The 23,323-nt window shown below is 52.7% G+C and carries 22 protein-coding genes; 15 read left to right on the forward strand and 7 right to left on the reverse strand.

Annotated features, from left to right (window positions below; translation table 11 throughout):
- Nucleotides 1-30 precede the first annotated feature (30 nt).
- The 3 genes from BKP64_RS18030 to BKP64_RS18040 all read left to right on the forward strand — a co-directional run bounded on the left by BKP64_RS18030 (nucleotide 31) and on the right by BKP64_RS18040 (nucleotide 4,762).
- Nucleotides 31-2,055, forward strand: coding sequence for a hypothetical protein (locus tag BKP64_RS18030; protein WP_070973131.1), 2,025 nt, complete (start codon nucleotides 31-33; stop codon nucleotides 2,053-2,055).
- Nucleotides 2,056-2,160: 105 nt separating this feature from the next.
- A complete protein-coding gene (locus BKP64_RS18035) occupies nucleotides 2,161-3,834 on the forward strand; it encodes an acetolactate synthase large subunit (RefSeq protein ID WP_070973133.1) in 1,674 nt (557 codons plus the stop codon).
- Nucleotides 3,835-3,880: 46 nt separating this feature from the next.
- The gene (locus BKP64_RS18040; protein ID WP_070973135.1) at nucleotides 3,881-4,762 is read left to right on the forward strand and encodes a periplasmic heavy metal sensor; all 882 of its coding nucleotides are present in this window, start codon (nucleotides 3,881-3,883) and stop codon (nucleotides 4,760-4,762) included.
- Here the strand turns inward: BKP64_RS18040 and BKP64_RS18045 are convergent, their stop codons facing one another.
- Together BKP64_RS18045 and BKP64_RS18050 are read right to left on the reverse strand one after the other, a co-directional pair.
- Complete coding sequence (locus tag BKP64_RS18045; RefSeq protein WP_070973137.1) at nucleotides 4,763-5,650, reverse strand: chemotaxis protein; 888 nt, start codon at nucleotides 5,648-5,650, stop codon at nucleotides 4,763-4,765.
- Nucleotides 5,651-5,832: 182 nt separating this feature from the next.
- Nucleotides 5,833-6,489, reverse strand: a complete 657-nt coding sequence (locus BKP64_RS18050) for an SDR family NAD(P)-dependent oxidoreductase (protein WP_070973139.1) — start codon at nucleotides 6,487-6,489, stop codon at nucleotides 5,833-5,835.
- A gap of 137 nt (nucleotides 6,490-6,626) precedes the next feature.
- Here BKP64_RS18050 and BKP64_RS18055 point away from each other — a divergent pair, with 137 nt between their 5' ends.
- Nucleotides 6,627-7,973, forward strand: coding sequence for a S41 family peptidase (locus BKP64_RS18055; protein ID WP_070973141.1), 1,347 nt, complete (start codon nucleotides 6,627-6,629; stop codon nucleotides 7,971-7,973).
- A gap of 218 nt (nucleotides 7,974-8,191) precedes the next feature.
- Here the strand turns inward: BKP64_RS18055 and BKP64_RS18060 are convergent, their stop codons facing one another.
- Genes BKP64_RS18060 through BKP64_RS18070 form a run of 3 tightly spaced genes read right to left on the reverse strand, consistent with a single transcriptional unit; the run spans nucleotide 8,192 to nucleotide 10,307 of the window.
- Nucleotides 8,192-8,836 (reverse strand): hypothetical protein, encoded by a 645-nt coding sequence (locus tag BKP64_RS18060; protein ID WP_070973143.1) that lies wholly within the window; start codon nucleotides 8,834-8,836, stop codon nucleotides 8,192-8,194.
- Complete coding sequence (locus BKP64_RS18065; RefSeq protein WP_070973145.1) at nucleotides 8,826-9,233, reverse strand: hypothetical protein; 408 nt, start codon at nucleotides 9,231-9,233, stop codon at nucleotides 8,826-8,828. Before BKP64_RS18065 ends, BKP64_RS18060 begins: the two co-directional genes overlap by 11 nt.
- A 9-nt stretch (nucleotides 9,234-9,242) precedes the next feature.
- Nucleotides 9,243-10,307, reverse strand: a complete 1,065-nt coding sequence (locus tag BKP64_RS18070) for a hypothetical protein (protein ID WP_070973147.1) — start codon at nucleotides 10,305-10,307, stop codon at nucleotides 9,243-9,245.
- A gap of 256 nt (nucleotides 10,308-10,563) precedes the next feature.
- On the opposite strand from BKP64_RS18070, the gene BKP64_RS18075 reads away from it, so the two are divergent.
- From BKP64_RS18075 to BKP64_RS18115, 10 genes are all read left to right on the forward strand, one after another.
- On the forward strand, nucleotides 10,564-10,914 hold the full coding sequence (locus BKP64_RS18075; RefSeq protein ID WP_070973149.1) for a hypothetical protein: 351 nt from the start codon (nucleotides 10,564-10,566) through the stop codon (nucleotides 10,912-10,914).
- Nucleotides 10,915-10,945: 31 nt separating this feature from the next.
- The gene (locus tag BKP64_RS18080; RefSeq protein WP_070973152.1) at nucleotides 10,946-11,908 is read left to right on the forward strand and encodes a DUF932 domain-containing protein; all 963 of its coding nucleotides are present in this window, start codon (nucleotides 10,946-10,948) and stop codon (nucleotides 11,906-11,908) included.
- A gap of 86 nt (nucleotides 11,909-11,994) precedes the next feature.
- Nucleotides 11,995-12,996, forward strand: coding sequence for a YqaJ viral recombinase family nuclease (locus tag BKP64_RS18085; RefSeq protein ID WP_198402628.1), 1,002 nt, complete (start codon nucleotides 11,995-11,997; stop codon nucleotides 12,994-12,996).
- A 62-nt stretch (nucleotides 12,997-13,058) separates the two neighbouring features.
- Entirely contained in the window at nucleotides 13,059-13,952 is an 894-nt protein-coding gene (locus BKP64_RS18090) for a recombination directionality factor (protein ID WP_070973156.1), read from the forward strand.
- A gap of 224 nt (nucleotides 13,953-14,176) precedes the next feature.
- A complete protein-coding gene (locus BKP64_RS19425) occupies nucleotides 14,177-14,509 on the forward strand; it encodes a PIN domain-containing protein (RefSeq protein ID WP_198402629.1) in 333 nt (110 codons plus the stop codon).
- Nucleotides 14,510-14,563: 54 nt separating this feature from the next.
- A complete protein-coding gene (locus BKP64_RS19430) occupies nucleotides 14,564-14,779 on the forward strand; it encodes a hypothetical protein (protein ID WP_198402630.1) in 216 nt (71 codons plus the stop codon).
- A 392-nt stretch (nucleotides 14,780-15,171) separates the two neighbouring features.
- Complete coding sequence (locus BKP64_RS18100) at nucleotides 15,172-15,516, forward strand: hypothetical protein (protein ID WP_070973158.1); 345 nt, start codon at nucleotides 15,172-15,174, stop codon at nucleotides 15,514-15,516.
- Nucleotides 15,517-15,690: 174 nt separating this feature from the next.
- Entirely contained in the window at nucleotides 15,691-16,371 is a 681-nt protein-coding gene (locus tag BKP64_RS18105; protein ID WP_070973160.1) for a hypothetical protein, read from the forward strand.
- A gap of 62 nt (nucleotides 16,372-16,433) precedes the next feature.
- A complete protein-coding gene (locus BKP64_RS18110; protein ID WP_070973162.1) occupies nucleotides 16,434-16,808 on the forward strand; it encodes a Rap1a/Tai family immunity protein in 375 nt (124 codons plus the stop codon).
- Between the two features lie 143 nt (nucleotides 16,809-16,951).
- Nucleotides 16,952-17,755: a GIY-YIG nuclease family protein gene (locus BKP64_RS18115; RefSeq protein WP_070973164.1), complete on the forward strand. Its 804-nt coding sequence runs from the start codon at nucleotides 16,952-16,954 to the stop codon at nucleotides 17,753-17,755.
- Nucleotides 17,756-17,819: 64 nt separating this feature from the next.
- Here BKP64_RS18115 and BKP64_RS18120 read toward each other — a convergent pair whose 3' ends face one another.
- Together BKP64_RS18120 and BKP64_RS18125 are read right to left on the reverse strand one after the other, a co-directional pair.
- Complete coding sequence (locus BKP64_RS18120) at nucleotides 17,820-18,890, reverse strand: nucleotidyl transferase AbiEii/AbiGii toxin family protein (RefSeq protein WP_070973166.1); 1,071 nt, start codon at nucleotides 18,888-18,890, stop codon at nucleotides 17,820-17,822.
- A complete protein-coding gene (locus BKP64_RS18125) occupies nucleotides 18,887-19,510 on the reverse strand; it encodes a DUF6088 family protein (protein WP_070973169.1) in 624 nt (207 codons plus the stop codon). Before BKP64_RS18125 ends, BKP64_RS18120 begins: the two co-directional genes overlap by 4 nt.
- A gap of 412 nt (nucleotides 19,511-19,922) precedes the next feature.
- Between BKP64_RS18125 and BKP64_RS18130 the strand changes: the two genes are divergently transcribed.
- The gene (locus BKP64_RS18130) at nucleotides 19,923-23,321 is read left to right on the forward strand and encodes a site-specific DNA-methyltransferase (RefSeq protein ID WP_070973170.1); all 3,399 of its coding nucleotides are present in this window, start codon (nucleotides 19,923-19,925) and stop codon (nucleotides 23,319-23,321) included.
- The last annotated feature ends 2 nt before the right edge of the window (nucleotides 23,322-23,323 follow it).

Genomic DNA, 23,323 nt, shown 5'->3' on the forward strand with positions numbered 1-23,323 from the left:
GGGTTTGGTGCAGGCCCTGAGGAAAGTCGTTTGAGCGATCACCAACCGGGCAGCCCGCCACCAGCGGTCAACTTTGACAAGCTGGTGGAGAGACTGGATGAAGCGATTGTCGCGATGGAAGAAAGCCGGTCGTTTGCCAAGGCCGGCAAGCTTCCACGCGTGCTTGATATTGCCCGCAGGGTTCTCTTGCAGCCCGAGGGCTGCCGTATTATTGAGGAACGCGCCAGGCGCCTGGAGGAGGCCGGCGTTTTCGCCGGCACCGACTGGGCCGAACCCAGCATCCTGTTGCCTGCATTGACCACCTATTCGCTGCAGAGTCAGAGCGCAGACACGGTGGTCATTGAGGCTTTCAGCGAGCTCCGCCTGCTGGCGGTGGCTCGCGGTTTCTATCTGCATCCGTCGGTTTCGGTGGAGCAGGCACATCATTACCTGACCCAAGTGCTCGCCATCAATCTCGGTTTGCTGTTTGGTATGACCGGTGAAGCCGAGCGGGAGCAGGGTAAGCTTTCTCTGATCAGTCAGGCCCTGGTGCAGTACGTGGCCCATCACATTGGCTACGAGCATGTCATCGACAGCCTTATTGAGGAAATTTGGCGCATTCTGCAGCAACGTCCGATCCAGGTGACGGATGTCCGCAAGATGATCACCCAGATTGCTATTTGCCGGGCCGAGCCTGATGCCGATCTTGGGGGGGCGGGCCGTGGCGCGGATCGCCTGATTTCCAGTCTTTACGGACCAACCCGCGCCTGCAGCGAAGACCCGGGTACGGTGGTGTACGAGCAGCGCCTGGAGTCCATGGACGCGCAGGCGCTGCAGAATGAGGCAACCGGTTTTGCCCGGGCTATGCACGACACGGGTCTGGTGTCGCCCTACCATGCTTCCTTTGTCCGGTTCATCCTTGAAGATCAGGGCGCCCTGCTGGGCGAAGCGCTGGGTTTATCAAGCACAGGACGTGATTGCCTGCTGTGCTATCGCGAACTGGTGCATACCCTGATCAGTGAGGGCGTATATCCGGAAACGGCTCAGGGGCTCTATGGGCTGGCACTGCTGCTTGAGCGAGGCATTCTTTATCAGCCTCCCGTCGCCCCGGCACTCTGGCGCCAGGCCCGTTTGTCGCTGTGTCCGGAGGCGCGCGAGCGGCTTGAGCTTGCGTATGGCTATCAGCCACAGCCGGGTGCCTGGCTGATTCAGGGTGTTCTGAACATGCTGGGGCAGCCGCTTGGGGTAGGCCAGGGCAATAATCCTACGTGTCAGTCTGCCCGGGCACTTTCCATGTGGGCCTACAACGACCCGGACTATCTCTTGCAGATGGTGGCCTGGGCGGCACGGGATAATGAAATCATCATGCACTTCGAGGGTCAGCCGGTGTCATCGGCTCGCAGCCTTGGGGGTGTTGCCTCGGAAGTGACGCTGGATCTTGATCCGGTATCGCTGGTTGTGGTGCCTCATCTTGACCGGATCTACGCCGAAATGGGGCGTCTGGTTGCCGGTCGGGAAGGGGATCCCCATAAATGGGTTAACCCCGAATTCCATGGCTGGTCCGCCGGTCGGGGTTTTGCCATCAACGTGGATGTGGCGACCGGAAAGCTGGACGACCTGGACGGCTTCATCCGGCATTTTTACGCCAGCTATCATCCGTACTACAACGGCAACCAGCCGCTGATCCATCCGCAACCTGCGGGCATTGCCGTAACCGATAGTGCTGCCCGGTTTATTGGCTGGCACGCTATAACCATACTGCGGGTGACGCTGGACCCGGAAGGCCAGATGCGGGTGTACTTCTTTAACCCCAACAACGACAGCGGTCAGAACTGGGGGGACGACGTGCGGGTGAGCACGGCAGGTTATGGCGAACGCTTTGGAGAGTCGTCATTGCCGTTTGAGCAATTCACGTCGCGCCTGTATATTTTCCACTACGATCCGCTCGAACGCGGTGAACCCGCGAACGTGGGCGAGGATGAGCTTAAGCGCGTGGTGGATGGTGTTTATCGCAGTTGGGGTGAAGACCGCTTGCCTGCCGAGGTTTTGCAGGCCGAACCGCCGCTGTCCGAATGATGCTGGAATCCACTGCCTCTGATTGACGTATAGTTAGCCATGGCTAAGAACGGCATGGCCTGACAATGCTATGCCCGGTATCAAATCCACCAGTTGGAGAGAACCATGGCAAACCAGCAACGCGCCAAGGCTCGTAACGGGGCAGAACTGTTCATTCAGGCCCTGGAGAATGAGGGCGTAAAATACCTTTTCGCAGTACCGGGCGAAGAGAATCTGGATTTTCTTGAGGCACTGCGAACCTCGAATATCCAACTGGTACTGAATCGGCACGAGCAGGCCGCGGGTTTCATGGCCGCCACCTACGGTCGCCTGACCGGACAGGTCGGGATCTGCCTTTCCACCTTGGGCCCGGGCGCCACCAACCTGGTGACGGCAGCGGCCTATGCCCAGTTGGGCGCCATGCCAATGATGATGATTTCGGGTCAGAAGCCTATCAAGTCCTCCAAGCAGGGGCTGTTCCAGATTCTGGATGTGGTGGACCTGATGCGCCCGCTCACCAAGTACACCCGCCAGATCAGTAACGCCAATACGATACCTGCCAAGGTACGTGAAGCCTTCCGGCTGGCCTCGGAAGAGCGCCCGGGTGCAGTACACCTGGAGCTGCCGGAGGACATTGCCGCTGAGGCGCCGGGACCAGATACCCACATCTTTAAACCCAGTGATGCTCGCAGGCCGTCGGCCAGCGGGAAGAGTCTGGAGATGGCCTGCGACATGCTGCGCCAGGCCAGGCACCCGGTGATTATGATCGGCGCTGGTGCCAATCGGAAGCGGGTGTCACAGGCGTTGCTCCATCTGGTGAACGTAACAGGCATTCCTTTCTTCACCACCCAGATGGGAAAGGGTGTTGTTGATGAACGGCATCCCGGGTATCTGGGTAACGCCGCGCTTTCCGCTGGCGACTTTGTTCATTGCGCCATCGACCGCGCAGATCTGGTGATCAACGTTGGTCATGATGTGGTCGAAAAACCGCCATTTTTCATGACACCGGGCGGCAAGAAGGTTATTCACGTCAACTTCAGTGCGGCCGACGTGGACCCGGTGTACTTCCCTCAGCACGAAGTGGTGGGCGATATCGCCAACAGCGTGGAATACATGGCTGAAAACTGCGGTCACTGTTCCAATCACGACTTCACAGGCCTGATGGAGGTCAAGCAGGCGGTGGATGCGCATCTGCAGGATCGTGCCGAGGACGGCCGTTTTCCGGTCATTCCCCAACGTATTGTTCACGATGTTCGCCGGGTGATGCCCGAGGACGGCATCATTGCCCTCGACAACGGCATGTACAAGCTCTGGTTTGCACGGAATTACCCGGCGTACGACAACAACACGGTGTTACTGGATAACGCTCTTGCCTCCATGGGCGCAGGGTTACCCAGTGCCATGATGGCTTCCATGCTGTACCCGGAGCTCAAGGTTATGGCGGTGTGTGGCGACGGCGGATTCATGATGAACAGCCAGGAGCTGGAAACCGCCGTGCGCCTGAACCTTAATCTGGTGGTGCTGATTATCAATGACAGCGCCTACGGCATGATCAAGTGGAAGCAGTCCCAGGAAGGCTTTGAGAATTTCGGGTTGGATTACCAGAACCCGGACTTTGTGAAGTACGCAGAGTCCTACGGGGCCAGCGGTCACCACGTTACCCGCACGGAAGATCTGCGACCGACCCTGAAAGCAGCCCTGGCTGCTGGCGGAGTGCACCTGGTGGACGTTCCCGTGGATTACAGTGAGAACCGCCGTGTGTTTGATGAGGAGCTGGCGGAACTGACCTGCCGGCTCTAGGCAGTGTATTATGACGGCCTTACGTAAACACAAAGGATCTATGGTAATGACCCGTTCCCTGTTCCGTGGGCTGATGACTGCTTTCGTATTTGCTTTCCTGGCGGGCTGCAGCAGCCCTGAAAGCCCGCAGGAAGTCGCGGCAGCCTTCTGGCAGGCCATGGCCGATAACGACGCCAGCGATGTGGTGGATTTCTCCACGCTGACGGAATCGGCGCAGTTCGACGGCTACAAACGCAGTTGGACCAACGCCGTTCCATCGTTCGGCCGGGTGGTCATTGAAGGCAGGGAAGCGACCATCGTGACTCGCCTGCCGGCAGAAGATGCCTCTGAAGGGGAGCGGCTGGAGCTGGTCACCTATCTGGTCCGGGAGCCTGATGGCTGGCTCGTGGATTACCAGCGCACCGGCGAGGCGATTCTTAACCCATCACCGTTTCGCGGCATCATGGGCGAACTGAACAAGCTGGGCGAGAAGCTTTCCGAGAGCTTCTCATCATCATCCGACGATTTTGAAGCCCGCATGGATGAGTTTGCCCGCAGCTTTGACGACTACTCCTCTGAAATGCGCCGGCGCGCCCAGGAAGCAATGGACGATTTCGGGGAGACGCTGAAGGACGCCATGAGGGAGCTTCAGGAGTCGGTGGAGGAAGCGCTCAAGGATGACCAGCAGGCGCCGCCGGAAGATCGGGTGATTCTGGAGCAGGCAGCGCGGGATCTGGACAGCAAGGGGGAGGCGCTGGACGAGCCCACCATAGAAAACCTGGCGGATGCGAGCCGTACCCTGGCCGAAACCGGCGAGCGCTTCACTCGACTGAGTGACGAGACGTTCCGCCGTTACCAGAATGATTGGGAAGCCAAACTGGCCGAGATTCGCGCCGAGACCAAAGACTTTTTCGAGAATCTGAACCAGCGTTTCAGCTCACAGGGCTAGTTACCCGGCGTGCTCGGTGCCCCGCAACATGGCCTGCAGCAGTTCTTCTGCGTCGAACTTGGTGAGCGCTTCATTGGCACCCACCTGATTGGCATAACTCAGGCTCATCTCACTGTTCAGTGAGGTGTGCAGGATGATATAGGGCTGTTTCAGGGCGTTGTTGTCCCGAATGTTGAACGTGAGTTCGTAGCCATCCAGCCCTGGCATTTCAATGTCGCTCACCAGAATGTCGATGGGACGGCCCAGTTCGTCGTCCCTCAGGAGGATCTGCAGGGCTTCGTCACCATTGGACGTGACCTGGTAGGAAATGTCCTTGCGGTCCAGCACATCACTCAACTGTTTTCGGGCCACCTGGGAATCATCCACCAGCAGGATGTTGAGTGACTTGAGGGTTCCGCTCTGAATGTCGGTGAGCATGACGTCGTCTGTGTTGAGGGATTCCGGGTAGACCTTGGCCAGCAACAACTCGACATCCAGCAACTGGATGATATCCCCGTCCACATCCAGCAGGCCGGTGATAAACGCCCGTTCGCCAAGGGCCTTGGGTGGCGGTGTTACATGTTTCCAGTTCGCCTCAATGATCTGCTGGACGCCGCGTACCAGAAAGCCGATTTCCTGGCGCTGGACATCCGTGATGATGATCGAGGCCTTCTCCTGCTCCTCCCGGGTTAACGGTGGATAGCCAACCGCTGCGGCCATATCAATCACCGGCACCGCCGAGCCCCGGAAGGTCGCCGTACCAATAACCGCATGGTGGCTGTGGGGAAGCTTGGTCAGGTGCATGAAAGGAAGAATTTCCCGAATCTTCAGTGTGCCAAGACCGAACAACCGATTACCGGACAGCCGGAACAGCAAAAGTTTTTGGGTCTGCGTGGCCTTGCTGGACATAAAACCGGATCCTTTCAAAAACAAAGCCCCTGAAAGGAGGAGCTTTTGAACTGTTGACTCGGAATGGCACCGGCAAAAGATAGCATGCTCATGTGCCCAAGGTATGTCGTAATAGTAGCAGGTTTAGCCCAAGGTGAGAGTTAGCAGCTTTGTTTCAAATGGTGACAAAATCCTTCAGGTGCTCAGAACTCACAGTCAGACCCGTCCCAGCATTTAAAACATCCAGTCTCGGAGATCGTGAGCTTGTCAATCTGGGTGCGCAGTCCAGGTACTGCTTCTTCCAATGTCAGATCTGCTGAATCGCCTCCCATGTCCGTCGCAACCCAGCCAGGATGGTAGATACCTACCGCGATGTCTTCATTCTCAAGACTTACCGCCAGGTTGCGCCCGAGATTGATGGCTGCGGCTTTGGAAGACCGGTAAATGAACCGGTTTCCCGCCGGTGCGTTCTGTGAACCCATCTGGCTGGCAATGATCGCGATTTTCGGGGCGTGGCCGGTGTCCCTGCTGGCCCGCAGGTTGGGGAGAAGAGCCTGAACCACCAGAAAGACACCGGTTACATTGACGGCAAACGACTGTGCCCAGAGTTCCGGAGCATACCCTGTTTCCAGCTCATCGAATTTATCCAGAGAAACACCGGCATTGCAGACCAGGGTGGATATTGGCTGGCCTTCAAGCCGCAGGGCCAATGCCTTGATACTGGCCGGGTCGGCAACATCCAGCGGCTCCATGCCAGGGGAGTTCCGGGCCGTCTTGATAACCGCTGCCCCCGCACTTTGCCACTCGGTGGCCAGCGCGCTGCCAATGCCACGATTGGCACCCGTAATCAGTATCGACATTCTTGAGTCTCCATTAAGTTGATGGTCACTTACCTTTTAGTGCTGCACTGACTACTCTTTATTGGTGAGGATCATACGATGTCCCGGACGCATGGCCCATACTTTCAAGCGTCGCACAAACGGGCCTGGAGTGCTCTATGAAGCAAAGCCAACCGAACAGTCATGCTGCTTCTGTCCCGGTCTTCAAAAACCTTCAGGGTGTCTGGCGTTCGCAAGGTTATGGCAAGGTCCTGTGGATCGAGAGCGACCGGTATACCCTGTTTGAAGAAACCGCCATCAGTTGCCGGAAGCTCTATGCGGGCAGTCTCGATGAACTCAGTCATTATTATGAAGACCTTGAGGTCTCCCCTGGCGGACAGGCATTCAGTGCCCACCGTGTCAGTGGTGTGGCACGTATTGGCTTTCGGCGCCTGAAAGCATTACCCACAAGTGCCTTTGAAACCCTTAAGCAGGACTCCAGGAACCCGGAGTACAACTTCGAGATCTTTTGGCGAACCTTCGCCGAGCAGTATGCTCTTTTTGAACTCAAAGGCGTGGCGTGGGACGAGGCCTATCGCACCTATCGGCCGCAAATCCACGCGGGCAGCTCACGAGAAGCCTTGTTCGCCACCATGGCGGCCATGCTGCGGCCATTGAAGGACGGCCATATCCGTTTGCATACACCCTGGGGCCACTTCAGCGCCGGTGCCCAGCCCGCGCTATACCAGCGGCTGACACGGGAGTTGGAAGACGCCAGCGATGACCGGGAGCTCACCAGTTATCTGGGTGACCTGAAAGAATGGCTACACGATGTCATCCATGAGGACTATCTCGCGAATGGTGTAACCCATGGTGGCAACCGGCTGGTGGAGTGGGGGCGACTCAGTGAAACCATCGGCTACCTTCATATCCGCGCGATGGCTGGCCAGAGTGGCAAGACCGGCCAGCCAGCAGCAGACCTGAACGCTGTAGACGGAATAATGCAGAAGGTGTTGGCCGACATTGGCGAGCTTCCCAATGTGGTCGTGGACCTTCGTGGCAATGGCGGCGGTTATGACGGTGTCGCGCTGCGGTTTGCCGCCTACCTGCTGGATCGCAAACGCCTGGCTTTCACCAAGTCCGCCCGCCATGGCAGCGGGTTTACCGGTAAGCAGAGCATTCATGTCGCGCCTGCCAACAAGACCTTTCGTGGCAACCTGTTTGTGCTGACCAGCGAGCTGACGGCCAGTGCCGCTGAAATCTTTGTGCTTTCGTTACTGCAACATCCCCGCCTCACCCTGATTGGCGAGCCTACCCACGGCATCCTCTCCGATACCCTTGAGCGCCACCTGCCAAATGGTTGGCACCTGACGTTATCGAACGAGATCTACCGGGCCTATGACGGCCAGGTATACGAGGACGTTGGCATCCCGCCCCATATCCGTCTTCATTACCTTGGCCGAAAGGGCCGCGAGGAGGGGAAGGATCCAATGCTGGAGCGGGTGCTTAAGCTGGCCGGGCCATGACGGGTTAAGTTGCGGGGTTTTGGGGAGGTGTAAACGAAAAAAGCCCCCGAAGTCGGGGGCTTTTCTCTTGGTAGTTGGTGGAGACGGCGTCACCTTAATAATACATTTAACTATATGTTTTATATAAAAATTACTAGCATATGACATCTGAGTTACCCACAAAATTACCCACATTAGGCTCGACTAAATAGGTAGTGTCCTAATAGATAGCTAGAAATTCATGTGCGGCCGCTACGATCTTGGGGATCATGCTTCAATAATGCAAAACAGTGGCGAACGTAAAAAGGTAAGCCTGATTTTCTATGTGGATGGGTAGTTCTAAATGAGAGCGCGTCAAGATGACAGCTGGATACGTTGATGGTCTCCTGTTCAACCTGAAGCTTCTTTTGCCAAGCCTGGCTGGCGGAAAGTGCATCTTCACCGTAAAAATACACAAGAATGCCGCCGTTACTCTGTCTCGAGGTTCCTGATGTATATCGAGTTGTGAGTTGCAACCAGCCTTCAAGCAGGTACGCCGGCCCTTTGTATATTTTCGCTTCACCGATCCAGGAATGTTTTTTCCAAGATAGAACAAGATCTGGATTTCCAGCTCTTTCGTCCCTCTCCACGGCAAATCCACTTAGCTTCAACATTTTGGTCAGAAAAAACGTGACGCGATCCTCCCCCACATGATCTTGCTGAAAATATTGCGGGCCTGTGCTCAAATCCTCCAGGCAGTCATCAAGCGCCTCGTAGAAGCCTTCAAGAAATTCCTGAAAGTCACACGCGGTAAACTGTTTTATCGAGTTCGGTTGAGCGTCTTTCTCGCCAGAACTTATAACGTCCTCTAACTGCGCTAGAGTTCTAAGATTGCTATCGCTCAATTCTCTCCCCCGGCTCAAAGAAAATGAGGATCTGGTCTTTGAAGTCCTCGATCATATCCCCTGTCAGGGGGTGGGGGAGCGATCGCTCGCGTTCAGCACGGCTGATATCTTCTTTAGAGAGGGGGAAGATCTCCTCATTTTCATCGAGGAACTCAAAACCAACTTGCAGTACGCTGAGGTCGTCGCGGCACAGATAGGCGGTCAGGGAAACAAGGTCGCGTTCAGATAGATCGATCTTCGTTTCATTCTTAACGATTCTTCGAATCTTGCCGAAAGTTAGGTGCGAAAGCTCTTGAGTCGAGTGGACATAGTCCACTACTGCCAGGCAAGCGGCACAAAATTCCACTTGTTCAGCCCAGTCGGTCTCAATAACCTTTTGTAGCACCCTAGGGGTCATAAGTTGCGTCTAATTGATCAGTTGGCTGATTTTGTCGAGAACGAATCGATAATCCTCAAGAGATACGCAGCGCTTCACAGCACAATGATACTGTTTCTCTTTGGACGGAGCACTCAACTGTTGGAACTTTCCAGGAATGAGTAGTTCCGGGTTAGAAAATAGTTCGTCTGCCATTTTTCTTTGCCAGCGGACGCCAATTCGGAATGGGACAATTTCTGAGCTCTCACTTCCAGCTTTGTGATACGCCTCGTTCCTTAGGTCATCTGCAATTCGGCGCATGCGAGCAGTTTTTATGCCGCCACTATCGGTTACGAAGCCAAGCTCGCAAATGGACCCTGTCGACGATTCATAGATCTTATCGATAAGTGGAAAGAGGTTAACTTTCTCCAAATGCGTCGACGTCTCCAAGCCCGCATTCTTGCCGAGCCTCCAAAGCTCTTTTTCTATTTGCTCTACTGCGCGGTTTATCTCTGCTTTTGGCATCAATCCAGGGGCATCGACGCGAATTTCGATAGGGCCCTCTAATTTAGGGATCGATACTACGTCGAAAAACTGTTGATAGTGCCGTCGCACCGCGACGATCTCATCGTAGCCCGAGTAGTCGTCTTTTTCGGATTCTTTTATATCACTTAAAGGAACCTCGACCCTCTCAGTAAAAAACCGTTTGGAGCTGAATATGACGTTTAGATATTGCTCATCTTCCCGCATGCTGCAGAGGTACGGTGTGTCTTCAAGCGATAATAAATCAGCTTGTGGTAGGTAAAGCGGAAATAACTTCTGTGGTGTCGATTCAGGTATCTCTAGCTCGCGGAATGCTTCGATGAGGCTTTCTCGAAAGCCGTCAACTGTTTGATTTAAAAGAACAACGGCTTTTTCGCCAACCAAGATTTGCTCTTCGTAGAAAGAGGTTAGGTCTTGCTCAGCTGAGGTTCTTTCCTCTCCCTTTAACGCAAGTATATTTGCTTTTAATTTTTCATACCCGTGGCCAGTTGGCAGTTCCTTTGAACTAACCAGCTTGTTCATTACGAGATAAGGGGTTCTAACGGATATGGAATTTAAAAGGTCAGCTAGCATTGTTGATCCTTAATGATGCGTGCGCTCCACTGGTCGGTCAACATACCAGTAACCACTCAAAGAAACCAAAAGGGAGGGGTTCGTCGGACTGCCTCTGCTCTGGCAAGCTGTCTCATATATCAATATCAGGTTGGCGGATTTCTTTTAGTTGGGAAGTTCAGATCGGTCCGCAAATAAAAAAAATTCAAACCTATATCACCTCTGTGAACCAAGGCACTGACTGTGCCTCCCCTCCCAATTCACAGAGGTAATTCCAATGTCTGAAAAATGCCCCAACTGCCTATCCGTCCGGATCAGCAAAAACAACTACGGCAAGAAAACCGCTGGTGTGGTCGGTGCGTCTGCCGGTACCTATGGCGGTTTTGCCGCAGCAACCGCTGGTGCTAAGGCCGGTGCCGCCCTGGGAATCGTCGGCGGTCCGATAGGCGCGACTGTCGGTGGTATTGGCGGTGCTGTTATCGGTGCGTTGCTTGGCGGCGCAACCGGTGCTTCCGCTGGTGTAATCCTGGGCGACGTTCTCGATGAGCGTGTGCTCGACAACTACCGCTGCCTTGATTGCGGCTATTCCTTCAGTGTCGACCCTGACTCCCCAGACGACATCCGTTAATTCCCCTCGCGCATTTCAAAGGAGAACAACCATGGCTCATCTCATCGAGCAAATGGCCTATGTTGGCCAAACCCCATGGCATGGCCTGGGGAATGAACTGACCTCAAATCAGCCCTTGGAAGTCTGGGCAAAGCAAGCCGGTTTGGACTGGCAGATTCAGGAAAGCCCGGTCCGCTATGTCACCAATTCCGGCGGCACTCTGGGCGAGATCCTGTCCTACCCGGATTCCAAGGTGCTTTACCGCTCCGATACAAGGGCACCGCTGTCGGTGGTTGGTAGCCGTTTCAAGGTGGTCCAGCCCGAGGAAATCCTGGAGTTCTACCGGGATCTTACGGAGGTGTCTGGTTTTGAGCTGGAAACTGCAGGTGTTCTGAAAGGTGGCCGGAAAATGTGGGCACTCGCCCGTACCGGCCAAACTGGCATGCTCAAGGGCAACGACCAGACCAATGCATACGTGCTGCTGGCAACCGCCTGTGACGGCACCATGGCAACCACTGCTCAGTTCACCAGTATTCGAGTGGTGTGCAATAACACTCTCGTCGTCGCCTTGAAGGGCGCTACTGCCAACGCCGTCAAGGTGAAGCACAACACCGCCTTTGATGCGGACCTGGTCAAGAAGCAGCTCGGTATTTCGGTCAGTGCGTGGGACGACTTCATGTACCGATTGAAGACCCTGAGTGAGCGAAAGGTGAAGACCTCGGAGGCCAGGAACTACTTCCTGAAGGTATTCACCGATGACTCCGGAAGTGGTGTTGGCAAAACCAACGAGCGATCTATGGCCAAAGCTCTGTCCCTTTATGAAGGCGAAGGCATGGGCGCCACGTTGGCTTCATCGGACGGCACAGCCTACGGGCTGCTAAATGCAGTGACGGAATTCATCGACCACCAGCGCCGTGCCAAAACCGTTGACCACCGGCTGGATTCTGCCTGGTTCGGAACCGGTGCCGCTGTTAAGAACCGTGCATTAGAGCAAGCCATGTCACTTGTGGCCTGAGCCAATCTTACAAATCTCGAAACCGCCATAAAGCCCACCGGAGCCTGATGCTCTGGTGGGCTTTTTTATGTCTGGAGGAAAACACCATGGGCATGAGTGAAAAGGTAATTCAGAAACAACGGCCAGCGTTGCGCCTGGTCTCCACCAAGGGTCTCAGCCGGGATGAATGGTTGAAGGTACGTAAGCAGGGCATTGGCAGTAGCGATGCGGCTGCAGCCGTGAGCATGAACCCATACCAATCCCAGTTGGAACTCTGGATGGTCAAAACCGGCAGAGATGCTGGCTTACCAAAGCCGGATTCGGACGATCCGACTTCACCGGTTTACTGGGGCCATATCCTGGAACCAATTGTGGCCGAGCAGTACAGCCAGCAGACGGGCCGGAAAGTGCGCCGGGTGAATGCTGTATTGCAGCATCCAGATCCGGAAAAGCACTGGATGTTGGCCAACCTGGATTACTCCGTGGTGGCTGATGACGACGTGCAAATCCTGGAATGCAAAACGGCAGGGGAGTTCGGGTCACGCCTCTGGAAAGAGGGTGTGCCGGACTACATACAGTGCCAGGTGCAGCACCAGTTGGCTGTCACCGGCAAACAGGCAGCGGACGTGTGCGTTCTGCTGTGTGGCCAGGAGTTAAAGATCTACCGCCTTGAAAGGAACGAGGAGCTCATCGATGCACTTTACGTGCTGGAGCGTCAGTTCTGGGATTTCGTGGAAACGGATACCCCGCCACCAGTCGATGGAACTGATTCTGCTGAACGTGCCTTGCGTCATCTGTATCCAATAGATAGAGGGGAGATCCTGGACTTCAGCCAAAGTAAGGAGCTGTCCGATGCCTTCGACGAATTGCTGGCAATCCGCAAGGAAATGGAGGCCCTCAGCTCTACAGAATCCCACCTGAAACAGCGTATTGAAAGCCAGATGGGCGAAGCCTCAAAGGCAACCTTCCCGAGCGGCAGCGTCAGCTGGAAGCGCAGCAAGGATTCCGTCGGGCTCAACGTAAAACGGTTATTGAAGGATCAGCCTGGACTACTTGAGCAATACCCACTGACGAAGCCAGGAAGCCGTCGATTCCTCATCCAAGCATGAATACCCCATTGGCCACGCGGGCGTGACGAGTGCCCTGTGGTCCTTTTTACAGGAGAGTCATCATGATTAAAGGTTTAGCCATCACGCCTCCCGTGTTGGGGCGTATCAGCATTGGCCGGGTCGTCGAGAAGAACGGCATTCGGTTACCGCAGAAAGACGATCAATTTACCATCACCTCCCAGATTCAGGAGAAGGATGGCTGGGTGCTTCACCCCATGGACGAGGAACTGAGAAAGGATGCCCCAAACAGCAAACTCCGGACTATCCCGGTGCGCATGCTTTTCAACGACGCGGATCTGAATCTGCGGGCCGAATACACCATGTTCGACCGTAAAAGCGGGCGGCCTATGTGTGTAGGCAATGGCGACACCTGCAAGCGCCTTACGCAATCAGGAGTGCAGCCTTTGCCATGCCCGGGGCCGACGCTCTGTGAGTTCGGTAAAGGTGGTCTTTGCAAGCCCTACGGCCGCCTGAACGTCAAGGTCGGTGACGATGATGATCTTGGCACCTTTATCTTCCGGACGACTGGTTACAACAGCATCCGGACCCTTGCAGCCAGGCTGAGCTACTACCAGGCCGTCTCTGGTGGTCTGCTGGCGTACATGCCGTTGGAATTGAAGCTGCGAGGCAAAAGCACGACACAGAGCCATCGGACGCCGATTTATTATGTGGATCTGGTGGTCAAGGAGGGGATGTCGCTGCAGGAAGCGGTGGCAGAGGCGAGGGAAAAGGCCAGGCAGGTAAAAGAAGAGGGCGTTGATCAGGCTGCGTTGGATGCTGCGGCTGCAAAGGGGTTCGGCAATGCGCTGTTTGAATATGATGAAGATGAGATGAGTCAGGTGGTTGAGGAGTTTTACACAGTGACTAAAGATGCAGACAAGGGGCCAGTGGACGGTTCCTCTGTCGTATCAAAGCTGCAAAGGGGCCTCGAACCTGCGACGTCAGCATCCGGATGACATTAAACGAGTGGTCCTGCATGGGCCACTCACCTGGCCTGCTGCATGTTTATTTTTTGGTTGCGGAGGGATGCTGCTGGGGTAAAAGGCAGGGTCCTAGTCAGACCACATGGTAACGAACTATGGTTTGGTCTAACCTGCTGATTAATTGAAGGGAGTCGCAACGTGTTGGAGTTCTGGCTGACTCCTGTTCAAGCTATCAGCAAGGAAGCGGAGAAGTAGCCTTGGAAACTAACTATGTACTGATCGACTTCGAAAATGTGCAGCCGAAAAACCTCGAGCTGCTAAAGGGTCATGGCTTTAAAGTCCTTGTTTTCGTGGGCTCTAAGCAAGTGAAGATTTCGTTTGATCTCGCTTGTGCAATGCAATCTCTAGGCCCTGATGCCGAATATGTAAAAATTGAGGGCAATGGGCCGAATGCTCTGGACTTCCATATCGCGTTCTACATTGGGAACATCGCAGCAAAAGATCCCGATTGCTACTTCCATGTCATTTCAAAGGACACCGGCTTTGATCCGCTGATCAAGCACCTGAAAACCAGGAAAATCTACGCTTAGCGAGAAAAGGATATCTCCGAAATCCCACTTCTCAAGATCGCAAACTCAAAATCTATGGCAGAGCGTATTGATGCCATCGTTGAATTTCTTAAAGCCCGTGGATCGGCCAAGCCAAGGGCCGTGAAAATGCTGTCTAATTCAGTGAACTCCCTATTCATGAAGAGGCTCGAAGAAGAGGAGTTGGCGAAGATTATGGATGAGCTCGTTCGCCAGAAAATCGTCATTACGAATGGTTCCAAGGTCAGTTACCAGTTACCCGGCAAGCCTTAACGGCTGCTCCGTGGCTTTATAGAGCTGCGCTAAATTTTGAACGAAGTGGTGTTATCTATGTTGAAAGTGGCTGTTATGGTGGGACTGATCTTTACCCTTTACGGGTGCGCATACAGCATCAAAGATGTAGATGTGAGCGGCAAGGAGCCAAGCTGTATCAGGGAGTGCGCAATGAGTTATTCGACGTGCGTTTCTCAGGGCAACCAGGTTGGCTTCAAAACCGAAACATTGCGAGCATGCAGGGAGTCATACGTTGTTTGCACCAATACCTGCCCAGCCCAGTAGTCGTTAACAAAGAGCGTCTTTCGAATGCCTTTTGCCGGTACGCGCCTAAAGCCGCAGCTGCTGGCAATTGCCTCTAAATCAAAAAACAATTGAACAGGAGATAATGTTTGCTGTACTTAATCGCAGTAGTGATGGGGTATTTCGTCGGAACGAATGCTCTGGTTGAAAAACAGGCAAAGAGATTCGTTGGCGCAGATTATGCGAATCCTGCGATGAGTATGTTGTCGTCACTTGGTGCTTTTGGCGGATGGTTTTGTATTTTGCCCGCTGCGTATTTTATTGGCTCTGATTATGGGAACGGATTTCTCGACGGACTCTTCTTCGTGCTTGCTTCGATTGGAGGGGCAGTGCTCTCCGGATTTCTTCAAATTCCAGGTTTGAACTACCTTCTTAGCGTGGTCACCCTATTCGTTAATATTGCCCTTGCCATCGTTGTTTATTCAATGACTTAAGTCGAAACCCCAATAGCCGTAATCTACACCGCATTGGCTATCTTAATTTGGTGCGGCCGCCTTCCCGTCTGGAGATTAAATGCTGCAATGGCTGGCTTCAAAAGATGTCACTGTTTGGGCTTCTGTAGGTTTTTCTAGGTCTGTGCCAAGCTGTATTCGCAATAAGGAAAGACGATGAAGAAAGAGATAGTCATGATGGTTTCCGCCTTAGCGGTTGGGGGCGGAGGGTACCTGTTAGGTTCACAGCATGAAGAAAATCAAGCCGCTTTCTCCTCTGGGTCTACAGACCTTGCTTCTGCACAAGAAGGCAACCTCCTCCGTCTTGTTGATGCAGGCGGGACAGTGCGACCGTTATCGAACTCGAAGACCTGGGGGAAAACGTCTTTCGATGACACTACTCTCCAACTCAACTACCAGACAGATGTCAGGCCAGAGTTCCTAAGGGTTGGGCGGAACACCCCAAATGGAACAAGGTTCCTAGCCAAGTTCCCTGGGGCTGCCGTTAATTTGCCACTGGAGTTCAGTGACAGTTTCGAGGGCTTCAACAAGTGGGGCGACCTTAATCAGGGCTACTACGTCCAAATCGCGGAACATGATTTCGACAGCGACGATGTGCCTGAAATCGTTGTTGCTGTTGGAAATGGCTTACTCGACATGGCTGTGAAAGTTGTTAAGTATCATGCGCCTCAGTCTTCTAGTAATGCCGCTCGCGCAGAGAATTGGGAGTTGATCGGTTCATTTTCGGGTCAACAAAAGGCGTATCTTGAACAGGACACCATCGAGTTACCAGTCGGATCACAGGGCCTTTTTAAAGAATATACCTGGGTAAAACGTAAATTCGTCAGGACCGACTAGGCTCTTTTGTTCCGAGAAAAGCTGGGTTTGAAGTGTCTTAGGATGAAAATATAAGGGAAATAATGAAAATTTTATCCGTAGTGTTGACCGCTTGGTTCTCAATTGTTTTTAGTGGTGCTGCGTTCGCTGATGGCAACGACTTACTCAACGATTGCAGTGTGCTGGAGGTGCCCAGCGAGGACGCGACATTGAATTTTGAGTACGGACTCTCGCTCGGTACCTGTACGGGAATGATGCAGGGGCTGACTAACCTGAATAAGATTTATGAGGTTTTGTTTCGCGATGGCGCTTTATTTTGTACTCCTGAGCAAGGTGTAACTAATGGCGAAGCTGCAAGGATTGTTTTGAAATACTTGAAAGACAACCCTCAAAAACTGGATCAACACGAAGTTGAGCTTGCAGTTCAGGCCTTTAGAGAGGCGTTTCCTTGTAAATAAGCTTCGGTGCAATACCTGTGTGAATCCCTCCAATCGTGTCCTATTTCAGGTGCTCTTCGACAATCGGGACTTGGAATTCCAGCGAAGATGCAGGTCAGGTGGAAACGCAAAACTCAAGATGAAATCGCTGGACTTTTTAGTTTATGAACGATTACTACGTTTACGTCTACATCGATCCTCGGAATTTTGAAGGGTTCTACTACGGCAAAGGTAAAGGTTCCCGAAAAGACGCACACCTGGGCGAGACCTCCGATACAGAGAAGTCCAGGCGAATAAACGCTATCAGGAAGGAAGGGCTAGATCCGATCATTCGGGTTATCGCCCGGAATTTGTCTGAGCACGATGCGCTGCTGGTCGAGAAAACGCTGCTCTGGAAATTGGGGAAGCATCTCACCAATATCTCGTCAGGCCACTATGCGAGTAACTTCCGGCCACACGATGCCTTGCACAAAAAGCTGTCTGGGTTTGATTTCCAAAACGGGCTCTATTACTACAATGTCGGCGAGGGAACTCATCGGAATTGGGATGACTATTTGAGATTTGGCTTCATTTCCGGAGGGCAGGCTTCTCGGTTTCGTGACGCAATGCTGGGTTTCGAAAAGGGAGACATTTTCGCTGCTTATCTGAAGAGGCATGGTTTTGTGGGAATCGGCCGGATAACAGAGAAGGCAAAGCCAGTTCGAGAGGTCTACGTTGACGGCAGGCCCCTCCTGCAGCAGGAGTTGAAGTGTCCCCAGATTGCTGAAAACAGTGATGATCCGGACAAGTCGGAATATGCGTGTCTGGTTGATTGGATTTCTATAAGAAAACGGCCTGAAGCCTACTGGAAGGCGCGAAGCGGACTCTTCACGTCGCAGCTGGTTCGGGCTTCATTGGATGCGCAACCTCTAACCGTCGCCTGTTTGGAAGAGGAGTTCTCAGTGGATTTCCAGGAGCTGTTGATTTAAACGCAACGTTTGCGGTCGGCTCAGGGTTCGGCACGGCAATCTACATTCGTAATTTGGCTCGGCTTTATTCGTGTGGGTTGTCAAGGGTAATCCCGGCATTTATCTTATCCTCAGCTGCCCGAAGCCTAGAGATGATGATCTCGAAGTCGTCCGGGACGCCAAAAAACATCCTACCTTCAATCGCTGCCGTGTGATCAGCTGCAATCTGGTCAAGTCGGTCATCTTCCGGTACGAGAACCAGTTTACCCTCTAGCACCGCCTCAAAACTCACGCCCTTTTGCGCCCATCGCTGACTCTTCATAGCCACCACATCGGCCATTGCGTCCATGGACTCAAGGGGGCTAATGAAATCATCTTGCTTCAGGAGGCGGTCCACGTCGTACCAGTGCCGCGCCAGTCGATGAGGGTCCGGGTCTTTCTCCTGAGTCGAAAATTGGTGCAGTGCGGTAAGCTTTTCCCAAAGAACATAGCCTGGGTGATATGCGGCAACCGTTGCTTCAGGAAATGCGATGGCTTGAAGTTCTTCCAGTTCTGCCAGATAACATTCGACCTTATGGTTTACCGTTGGTCGGCCCCGGTTTCGACCACCGAATTCCAGCAGGATGTAGTCGAGTTGGTAGTTGCTGTCATAGCTGCTCAGTCTCGGAAAGTGAACGTTGATCTTTTCCCCTTTCGAGTCAGGCTCCAGCTCCGCCCGTAGCCCTTCAATCTCGTACTCAGCCAGTCTTTCGTTGAGACGATCAACTAGGTTCGCAGACCATTCGGTTAGCAGTTTTGTCTGCCGCTTACGAAATTTATCCCTTTGATTGGTGCTTCGGGTGGATCGCTCCCAGGCTTCAATTTCGTCGTGTTCACCGGCGAGATCACTCCAGTGAATGGAGAGATCAATGTCCTCCGAGAAGCGTTCAATGGCCTTCCAGCACTTGCTCAGGGCGGTGCCGCCCTTGAAGGCGGTCGAGTGGGCGCCAAGCAGGTTCTCGTTGTAGAGCAGGCGAAGGACCTCCGCTACCCAGATATCCTTCTCAAGGAAATTCTGGGCCAGTCCAGCGGGATGCTTTTGGGCGCCAAGGTTCAGGATGGCCTTCAGCTCGTCATGCTTTTTTGGATCGCGATAAAGATCGAAAATGTCTGTCAAGCCATCATTTCCTTTTCGAACTGCTCTAATTTGGCATGCCACCCTTCAGGCAAATGCGTCGATTTAAGCTTCCTGATCGCTGTTCGGCTTTCTGACTCGGAAAGTTTCAGCCTGGAAATGGCCTTTTTCAGTCCGCTGAGTTTAACGGAGTTGGCCGGAGTGACGGTCAAGCTTCGCAGTAACTCACCTTCCGGGCGTGATTTCCATCGTAGCTTTGACTCGGCGACATGCCGCACCTCTACAACTTCATTGCCTATCGAAAACGTTCTGCTGGCACCGTTACTCCAAAACACCGTTTTGACGGGGGCCTGTGTTTGCAGGCCGAGTCGATAAGCGGACTCAACACCTTGCCTTACCAGCGTGTAACCATGTTCTTGTGCCCATTTTTTAGCGACCTGTTCTGCGCTAGCCGTGATTTTGATGGATGGCATGCTAGCCAGGGGCTTTGGGCGAACATACATACCTTTGGCTACGCGCTCGACGACGCCTTCTTGAGCGAGCCTGCTTAGTGTTTTTTGCACAGACGCACTCGAGCCCAGCTCATGGAACTGACTAATGGAAAACGGGACGCCCCGCCTCATGTGCCGCAATCGACGGGTTATTTTTTCTGACGTAGACATGGCTTAACCTGACATAGCGATAACATAGTCGAATTAGTCTAGACCTTTACTGATGGGAAGCGCAAGCATCCCGATGTCAGGACTGTGTAAGTTACTACGGTGAACAAAGAAAGGTTTTAGCTGAGTTAGGATTCTTCTGATTGTTCACTTAACGTTCTATTTCAACCGTGCAAATTTGCCTGTTACGCCCTCAGTTTGGTCGGGGGAATAGCTTTTAAAATAGCTCCTCTCTGAGTAAATGGGTTAAACACCTGATACGGAGGGCTCTTTCTGCTACTTTTACCCGCACTACTCGGTCTAAAACCGGTTGGCAGCATGGCGGCATTCTCCGTCAGTAGCTGCTTGCCAAGCCTGTGCCTTTCCGCGAGGGCTAGAGGCAGGACGGAACCACTAAATTCGTAGCGAGCATCCCATGAGCACCAACATCGAGCAGATCAAATCCCTGCTGCTGTCTTTGTTACCAAAAGATGGCTCTACTGTCGGAAATCTCAGCCTCAAAGAGCAGTTACGCACTCAGCATCAGTTGGTAATCTCTGATGAGGAATTTGACGCAGCCAGACAGAGCCTGTTGACGGAGGGGGGCATCGGCAAGGGGCGTGGTCGTGGAGGTGCAACGTATCTTAACCAGGCAAGTGCCGCTGAGCAGTCAGCTCCGGCTGGATTTGAGTTGCAGGCGCAGGTAGCTCCGTCCCAGGAAGATCTGACCTTTGGCGAGAAACAGAAACCCGCTCGGCCTCAAACTAATCGTCAACCCGGTAAAAAAAGAGGCGAGCACAACCAGGTGCTGTCTTACCGGTACGACGAAAAGCGGAAGAATAATCCTCACGTGGGGATGGTCGATACTCACTCAGACGGCGTCGAGCAGAAAACAACCTGGCAATACGATCCTCACCTCTCTCCTGAATTGCAGTTCGATCCAACTAGATCCCGCGTTGAAGACCTAATTGAAGATGCCCTGCAAGCCAGAGAGGTGGAAGCAAAACAGGCCAAAGATGATTTGCTGACTTGGTTGGACCATGCTTTGGCGGCGGACAACGAGCAGGCCGTTCGGGAGGTTGTATCCAATCTGAGAAAGAGGGTGGCTGACAAGGAATTTCTGGAGCGCGAGCGGGATGATCTTGCTGAACTCAAACGGATGCAAGCTCCGTATCTGAACTGGAGCGGCAAGGCGGAGCGGACCAGTTTTGAGGTAGATACCGTCTCGCTCCATGTTCACGAGCGAATTGATCCAGCGACTATTTTGGCTGCAGTCCAGAAAAAAATTAAAGACGCAAAGGGGAAGGCCTCGCCAGCACTCCAGTCCGATCTTTTCCATGCACCATTTGAAAATCTACCGCTCAGGGATGCCATCGATTTTTACAAGCACGAGCGTGATTGGGCTAACCGCATGATCGCCGGCGACTCACTGTTGGTTATGAATTCCCTTCTTCAAAAGGAAGGAATGGCTGAACAGGTACAAATGATTTATATCGATCCTCCGTATGGCATCAAATATGGATCTAACTTTCAGCCGTTCGTAAACAAAAGGGAAGTTAAAGATCGAGATGATCAAGATCTTACTCAAGAGCCCGAAATGATCAAAGCATTCAGGGACACTTGGGAGTTGGGTATTCACTCCTATCTTACCTACCTTCGAGATCGACTGCTTTTGTCTAGGGAATTGCTCGCCAGCTCCGGAAGTGTGTTCGTGCAGATTTCGGATGAGAACTTGCATCATGTGAGGGAGCTTCTGGATGAAGTTATGGGGCCGGAAAATTTTGTCTCTGTAATTACATTCACGAAAACGAGTAGTGCGACCTCCGATAGATTAGCGGCTGTTTCTGATTACATCGTTTGGTATGCGAAAGACCTGCCCAAAATGAAGTACAACCAGTTGTATTTTGATAAAGAAATTGGAGGTAAAGGCGCTACGGGCTATACCAGTGTGCAGTTACCATCAGGAGAGAGAGTTCGAGGTGAAAATGCGAAAAAGAATGCAAATAAAGGTAAATGGCTAACATTTGATAACCTCACCAGTCAGCGCCCACCGGGAAATTTCCCTGTTGAATTAAGCGGAATTGTCAGTACTCCTCGAACCGGATACTGGAAAACCGGACAAGAAGGGATGCCTCGCCTTATCAAAGCAAACCGTGTTGCGTTGATTGGGAATACGCTGAGATATGTCAGGTTTTTAAGCGACTTCCCTGTATATCCGATCAACAATTTGTGGAGTGACACAGGCGTTGCTGGGTTCGCAGCCGATAAAAGCTACGTTGTTGAGACGTCCGCTAAAGTAATAGAAAGATGCTTGTTGATGGTTACCAACCCAGGCGATTTAATTTTAGATCCAACATGTGGTTCAGGTACATCTGCATTTGTGGCTGAGAAATGGGGAAGACGTTGGATTACTTGTGATACTTCTCGCGTTGCAATCACTCTTGCAAAGCAACGATTGATGACAGCAAGTTTTGATTACTATGAGCTGAAATATCCGCAGGAGGGATTGAAGGGCGGATTCGTTTATAAAATTGCTGCGCATATCGGATTAAAGGCAATCGCAAATAATCCCGAGATTGACGATGCCTACAATTCGATGCACCCCTCTGTTGAGAGGCATCTGAACGGAATAAACGCTGCTCTGAAGGGCAGTAACGTCTCATTCCGGGTTGCGGGTGGGGTTAGATCCGGAAAAAATTTAGTGTTTTCAAAATCTGCAGTTGATGAGTATGAGTTACCTAATGGTGATCTAGCCAAATCGAATGAACTGCTTGAATGGGAAGTGCCTTTTTCGTTACCCGACGATTGGCCTAAGGCAACAGAATCGTCCTTCCGTAGCTTCCATACGGCTAAATCATCTATGCAAGCGCGCATAGACGAGAGTATTGCTTCTCACTCAGAACAAGAGGTGCTTTATGATCAGCCACAAATAAGCAAGGACAAGCTGAGGATTACAGGACCGTTTACGGTCGAAGCGGTTCCATTTGCGACGGTGTTGGGCCTAGACGAAACAGACCAGACCGCAGAGGGAGATGTTACTTTAGCAAGATCTGGTGTCACTTCAATTCAGGCGCAATGGAGAGAAGAACTACTCAAAGCAGGCATCCGTGGAAAGGGTGGCCAGCAAATTAAAATGCAGGACCTCGAAACACTTCCAGGTGCTCATTACATTCATGCTGTCGGTACTATTGCAGACACCGGAGATCGTGTAGCGGTTAGCTTTGGGCCTGAACACGTCGCGTTGGAACAGCGGCAAGTTGAGATAGCGATGCGTGAGGCGGGAGATCTGTTTCCGCTCCCCAAGATGCTGGTTTTCTGTGCTTTCAACTTTGATCCTGAAGCAGCGAAAGATATAGACAACATCAGAGGTATTCCGGCGCTGAAAGTTCATATGAACACGGACTTGCTTACGGAAGATCTCAAGAAAGGTCGGGCAAGCAACCAGTCCTTTTGGCTCATGGGGCAGCCAGACATCGAGGTACATGACCATAAGGGCGGTAAGCTTCAAGTTGAGGTCCATGGTTTTGACTATTTCGATACCAAAACCGGGGAGCTTAAATCTGGTGGTAAGAAAAACATAGCGATGTGGCAGCTCGACACTGACTATGACAATCGTTCACTTTTTGCACGCCAGATATTCTTCCCAATGGCAGGCAAAAAAGATGGCTGGTACAAGCTGAAGAAAGACATCCGTGCTGAGCTCAATGAAGATCTGCTGGACCAGTTTCACGGTACTAAGTCAATTCCTTTCGAGCCAGGCGACAATCGCTGCATAGCGGTTAAGATCGTCGACGATCGGGGTATTGAGTCACTGAAAGTCATCAGGCTGAATTGAGG

Source organism: Marinobacter salinus, assembly GCF_001854125.1.
Classification (GTDB): Bacteria; Pseudomonadota; Gammaproteobacteria; order Pseudomonadales; family Oleiphilaceae; genus Marinobacter; species Marinobacter salinus.

What these genes read in the sequence shown, in the direction of transcription:
- BKP64_RS18035 (WP_070973133.1), top strand. Translation starts at nt 2,161, where the DNA reads ATGGCAAACCAGCAACGCGCCAAGGCTCGTAACGGGGCAGAACTGTTC.
- BKP64_RS18040 (WP_070973135.1), top strand. Translation starts at nt 3,881, where the DNA reads ATGACCCGTTCCCTGTTCCGTGGGCTGATGACTGCTTTCGTATTTGCT.
- BKP64_RS18045 (WP_070973137.1), bottom strand. Translation starts at nt 5,650, where the DNA reads ATGTCCAGCAAGGCCACGCAGACCCAAAAACTTTTGCTGTTCCGGCTG.
- BKP64_RS18050 (WP_070973139.1), bottom strand. Translation starts at nt 6,489, where the DNA reads ATGTCGATACTGATTACGGGTGCCAATCGTGGCATTGGCAGCGCGCTG.
- BKP64_RS18055 (WP_070973141.1), top strand. Translation starts at nt 6,627, where the DNA reads ATGAAGCAAAGCCAACCGAACAGTCATGCTGCTTCTGTCCCGGTCTTC.
- BKP64_RS18065 (WP_070973145.1), bottom strand. Translation starts at nt 9,233, where the DNA reads ATGACCCCTAGGGTGCTACAAAAGGTTATTGAGACCGACTGGGCTGAA.
- BKP64_RS18070 (WP_070973147.1), bottom strand. Translation starts at nt 10,307, where the DNA reads ATGCTAGCTGACCTTTTAAATTCCATATCCGTTAGAACCCCTTATCTC.
- BKP64_RS18075 (WP_070973149.1), top strand. Translation starts at nt 10,564, where the DNA reads ATGTCTGAAAAATGCCCCAACTGCCTATCCGTCCGGATCAGCAAAAAC.
- BKP64_RS18080 (WP_070973152.1), top strand. Translation starts at nt 10,946, where the DNA reads ATGGCTCATCTCATCGAGCAAATGGCCTATGTTGGCCAAACCCCATGG.
- BKP64_RS18085 (WP_198402628.1), top strand. Translation starts at nt 11,995, where the DNA reads ATGGGCATGAGTGAAAAGGTAATTCAGAAACAACGGCCAGCGTTGCGC.
- BKP64_RS18090 (WP_070973156.1), top strand. Translation starts at nt 13,059, where the DNA reads ATGATTAAAGGTTTAGCCATCACGCCTCCCGTGTTGGGGCGTATCAGC.
- BKP64_RS19430 (WP_198402630.1), top strand. Translation starts at nt 14,564, where the DNA reads ATGGCAGAGCGTATTGATGCCATCGTTGAATTTCTTAAAGCCCGTGGA.
- BKP64_RS18105 (WP_070973160.1), top strand. Translation starts at nt 15,691, where the DNA reads ATGAAGAAAGAGATAGTCATGATGGTTTCCGCCTTAGCGGTTGGGGGC.
- BKP64_RS18110 (WP_070973162.1), top strand. Translation starts at nt 16,434, where the DNA reads ATGAAAATTTTATCCGTAGTGTTGACCGCTTGGTTCTCAATTGTTTTT.
- BKP64_RS18115 (WP_070973164.1), top strand. Translation starts at nt 16,952, where the DNA reads ATGAACGATTACTACGTTTACGTCTACATCGATCCTCGGAATTTTGAA.
- BKP64_RS18125 (WP_070973169.1), bottom strand. Translation starts at nt 19,510, where the DNA reads ATGTCTACGTCAGAAAAAATAACCCGTCGATTGCGGCACATGAGGCGG.
- BKP64_RS18130 (WP_070973170.1), top strand. Translation starts at nt 19,923, where the DNA reads ATGAGCACCAACATCGAGCAGATCAAATCCCTGCTGCTGTCTTTGTTA.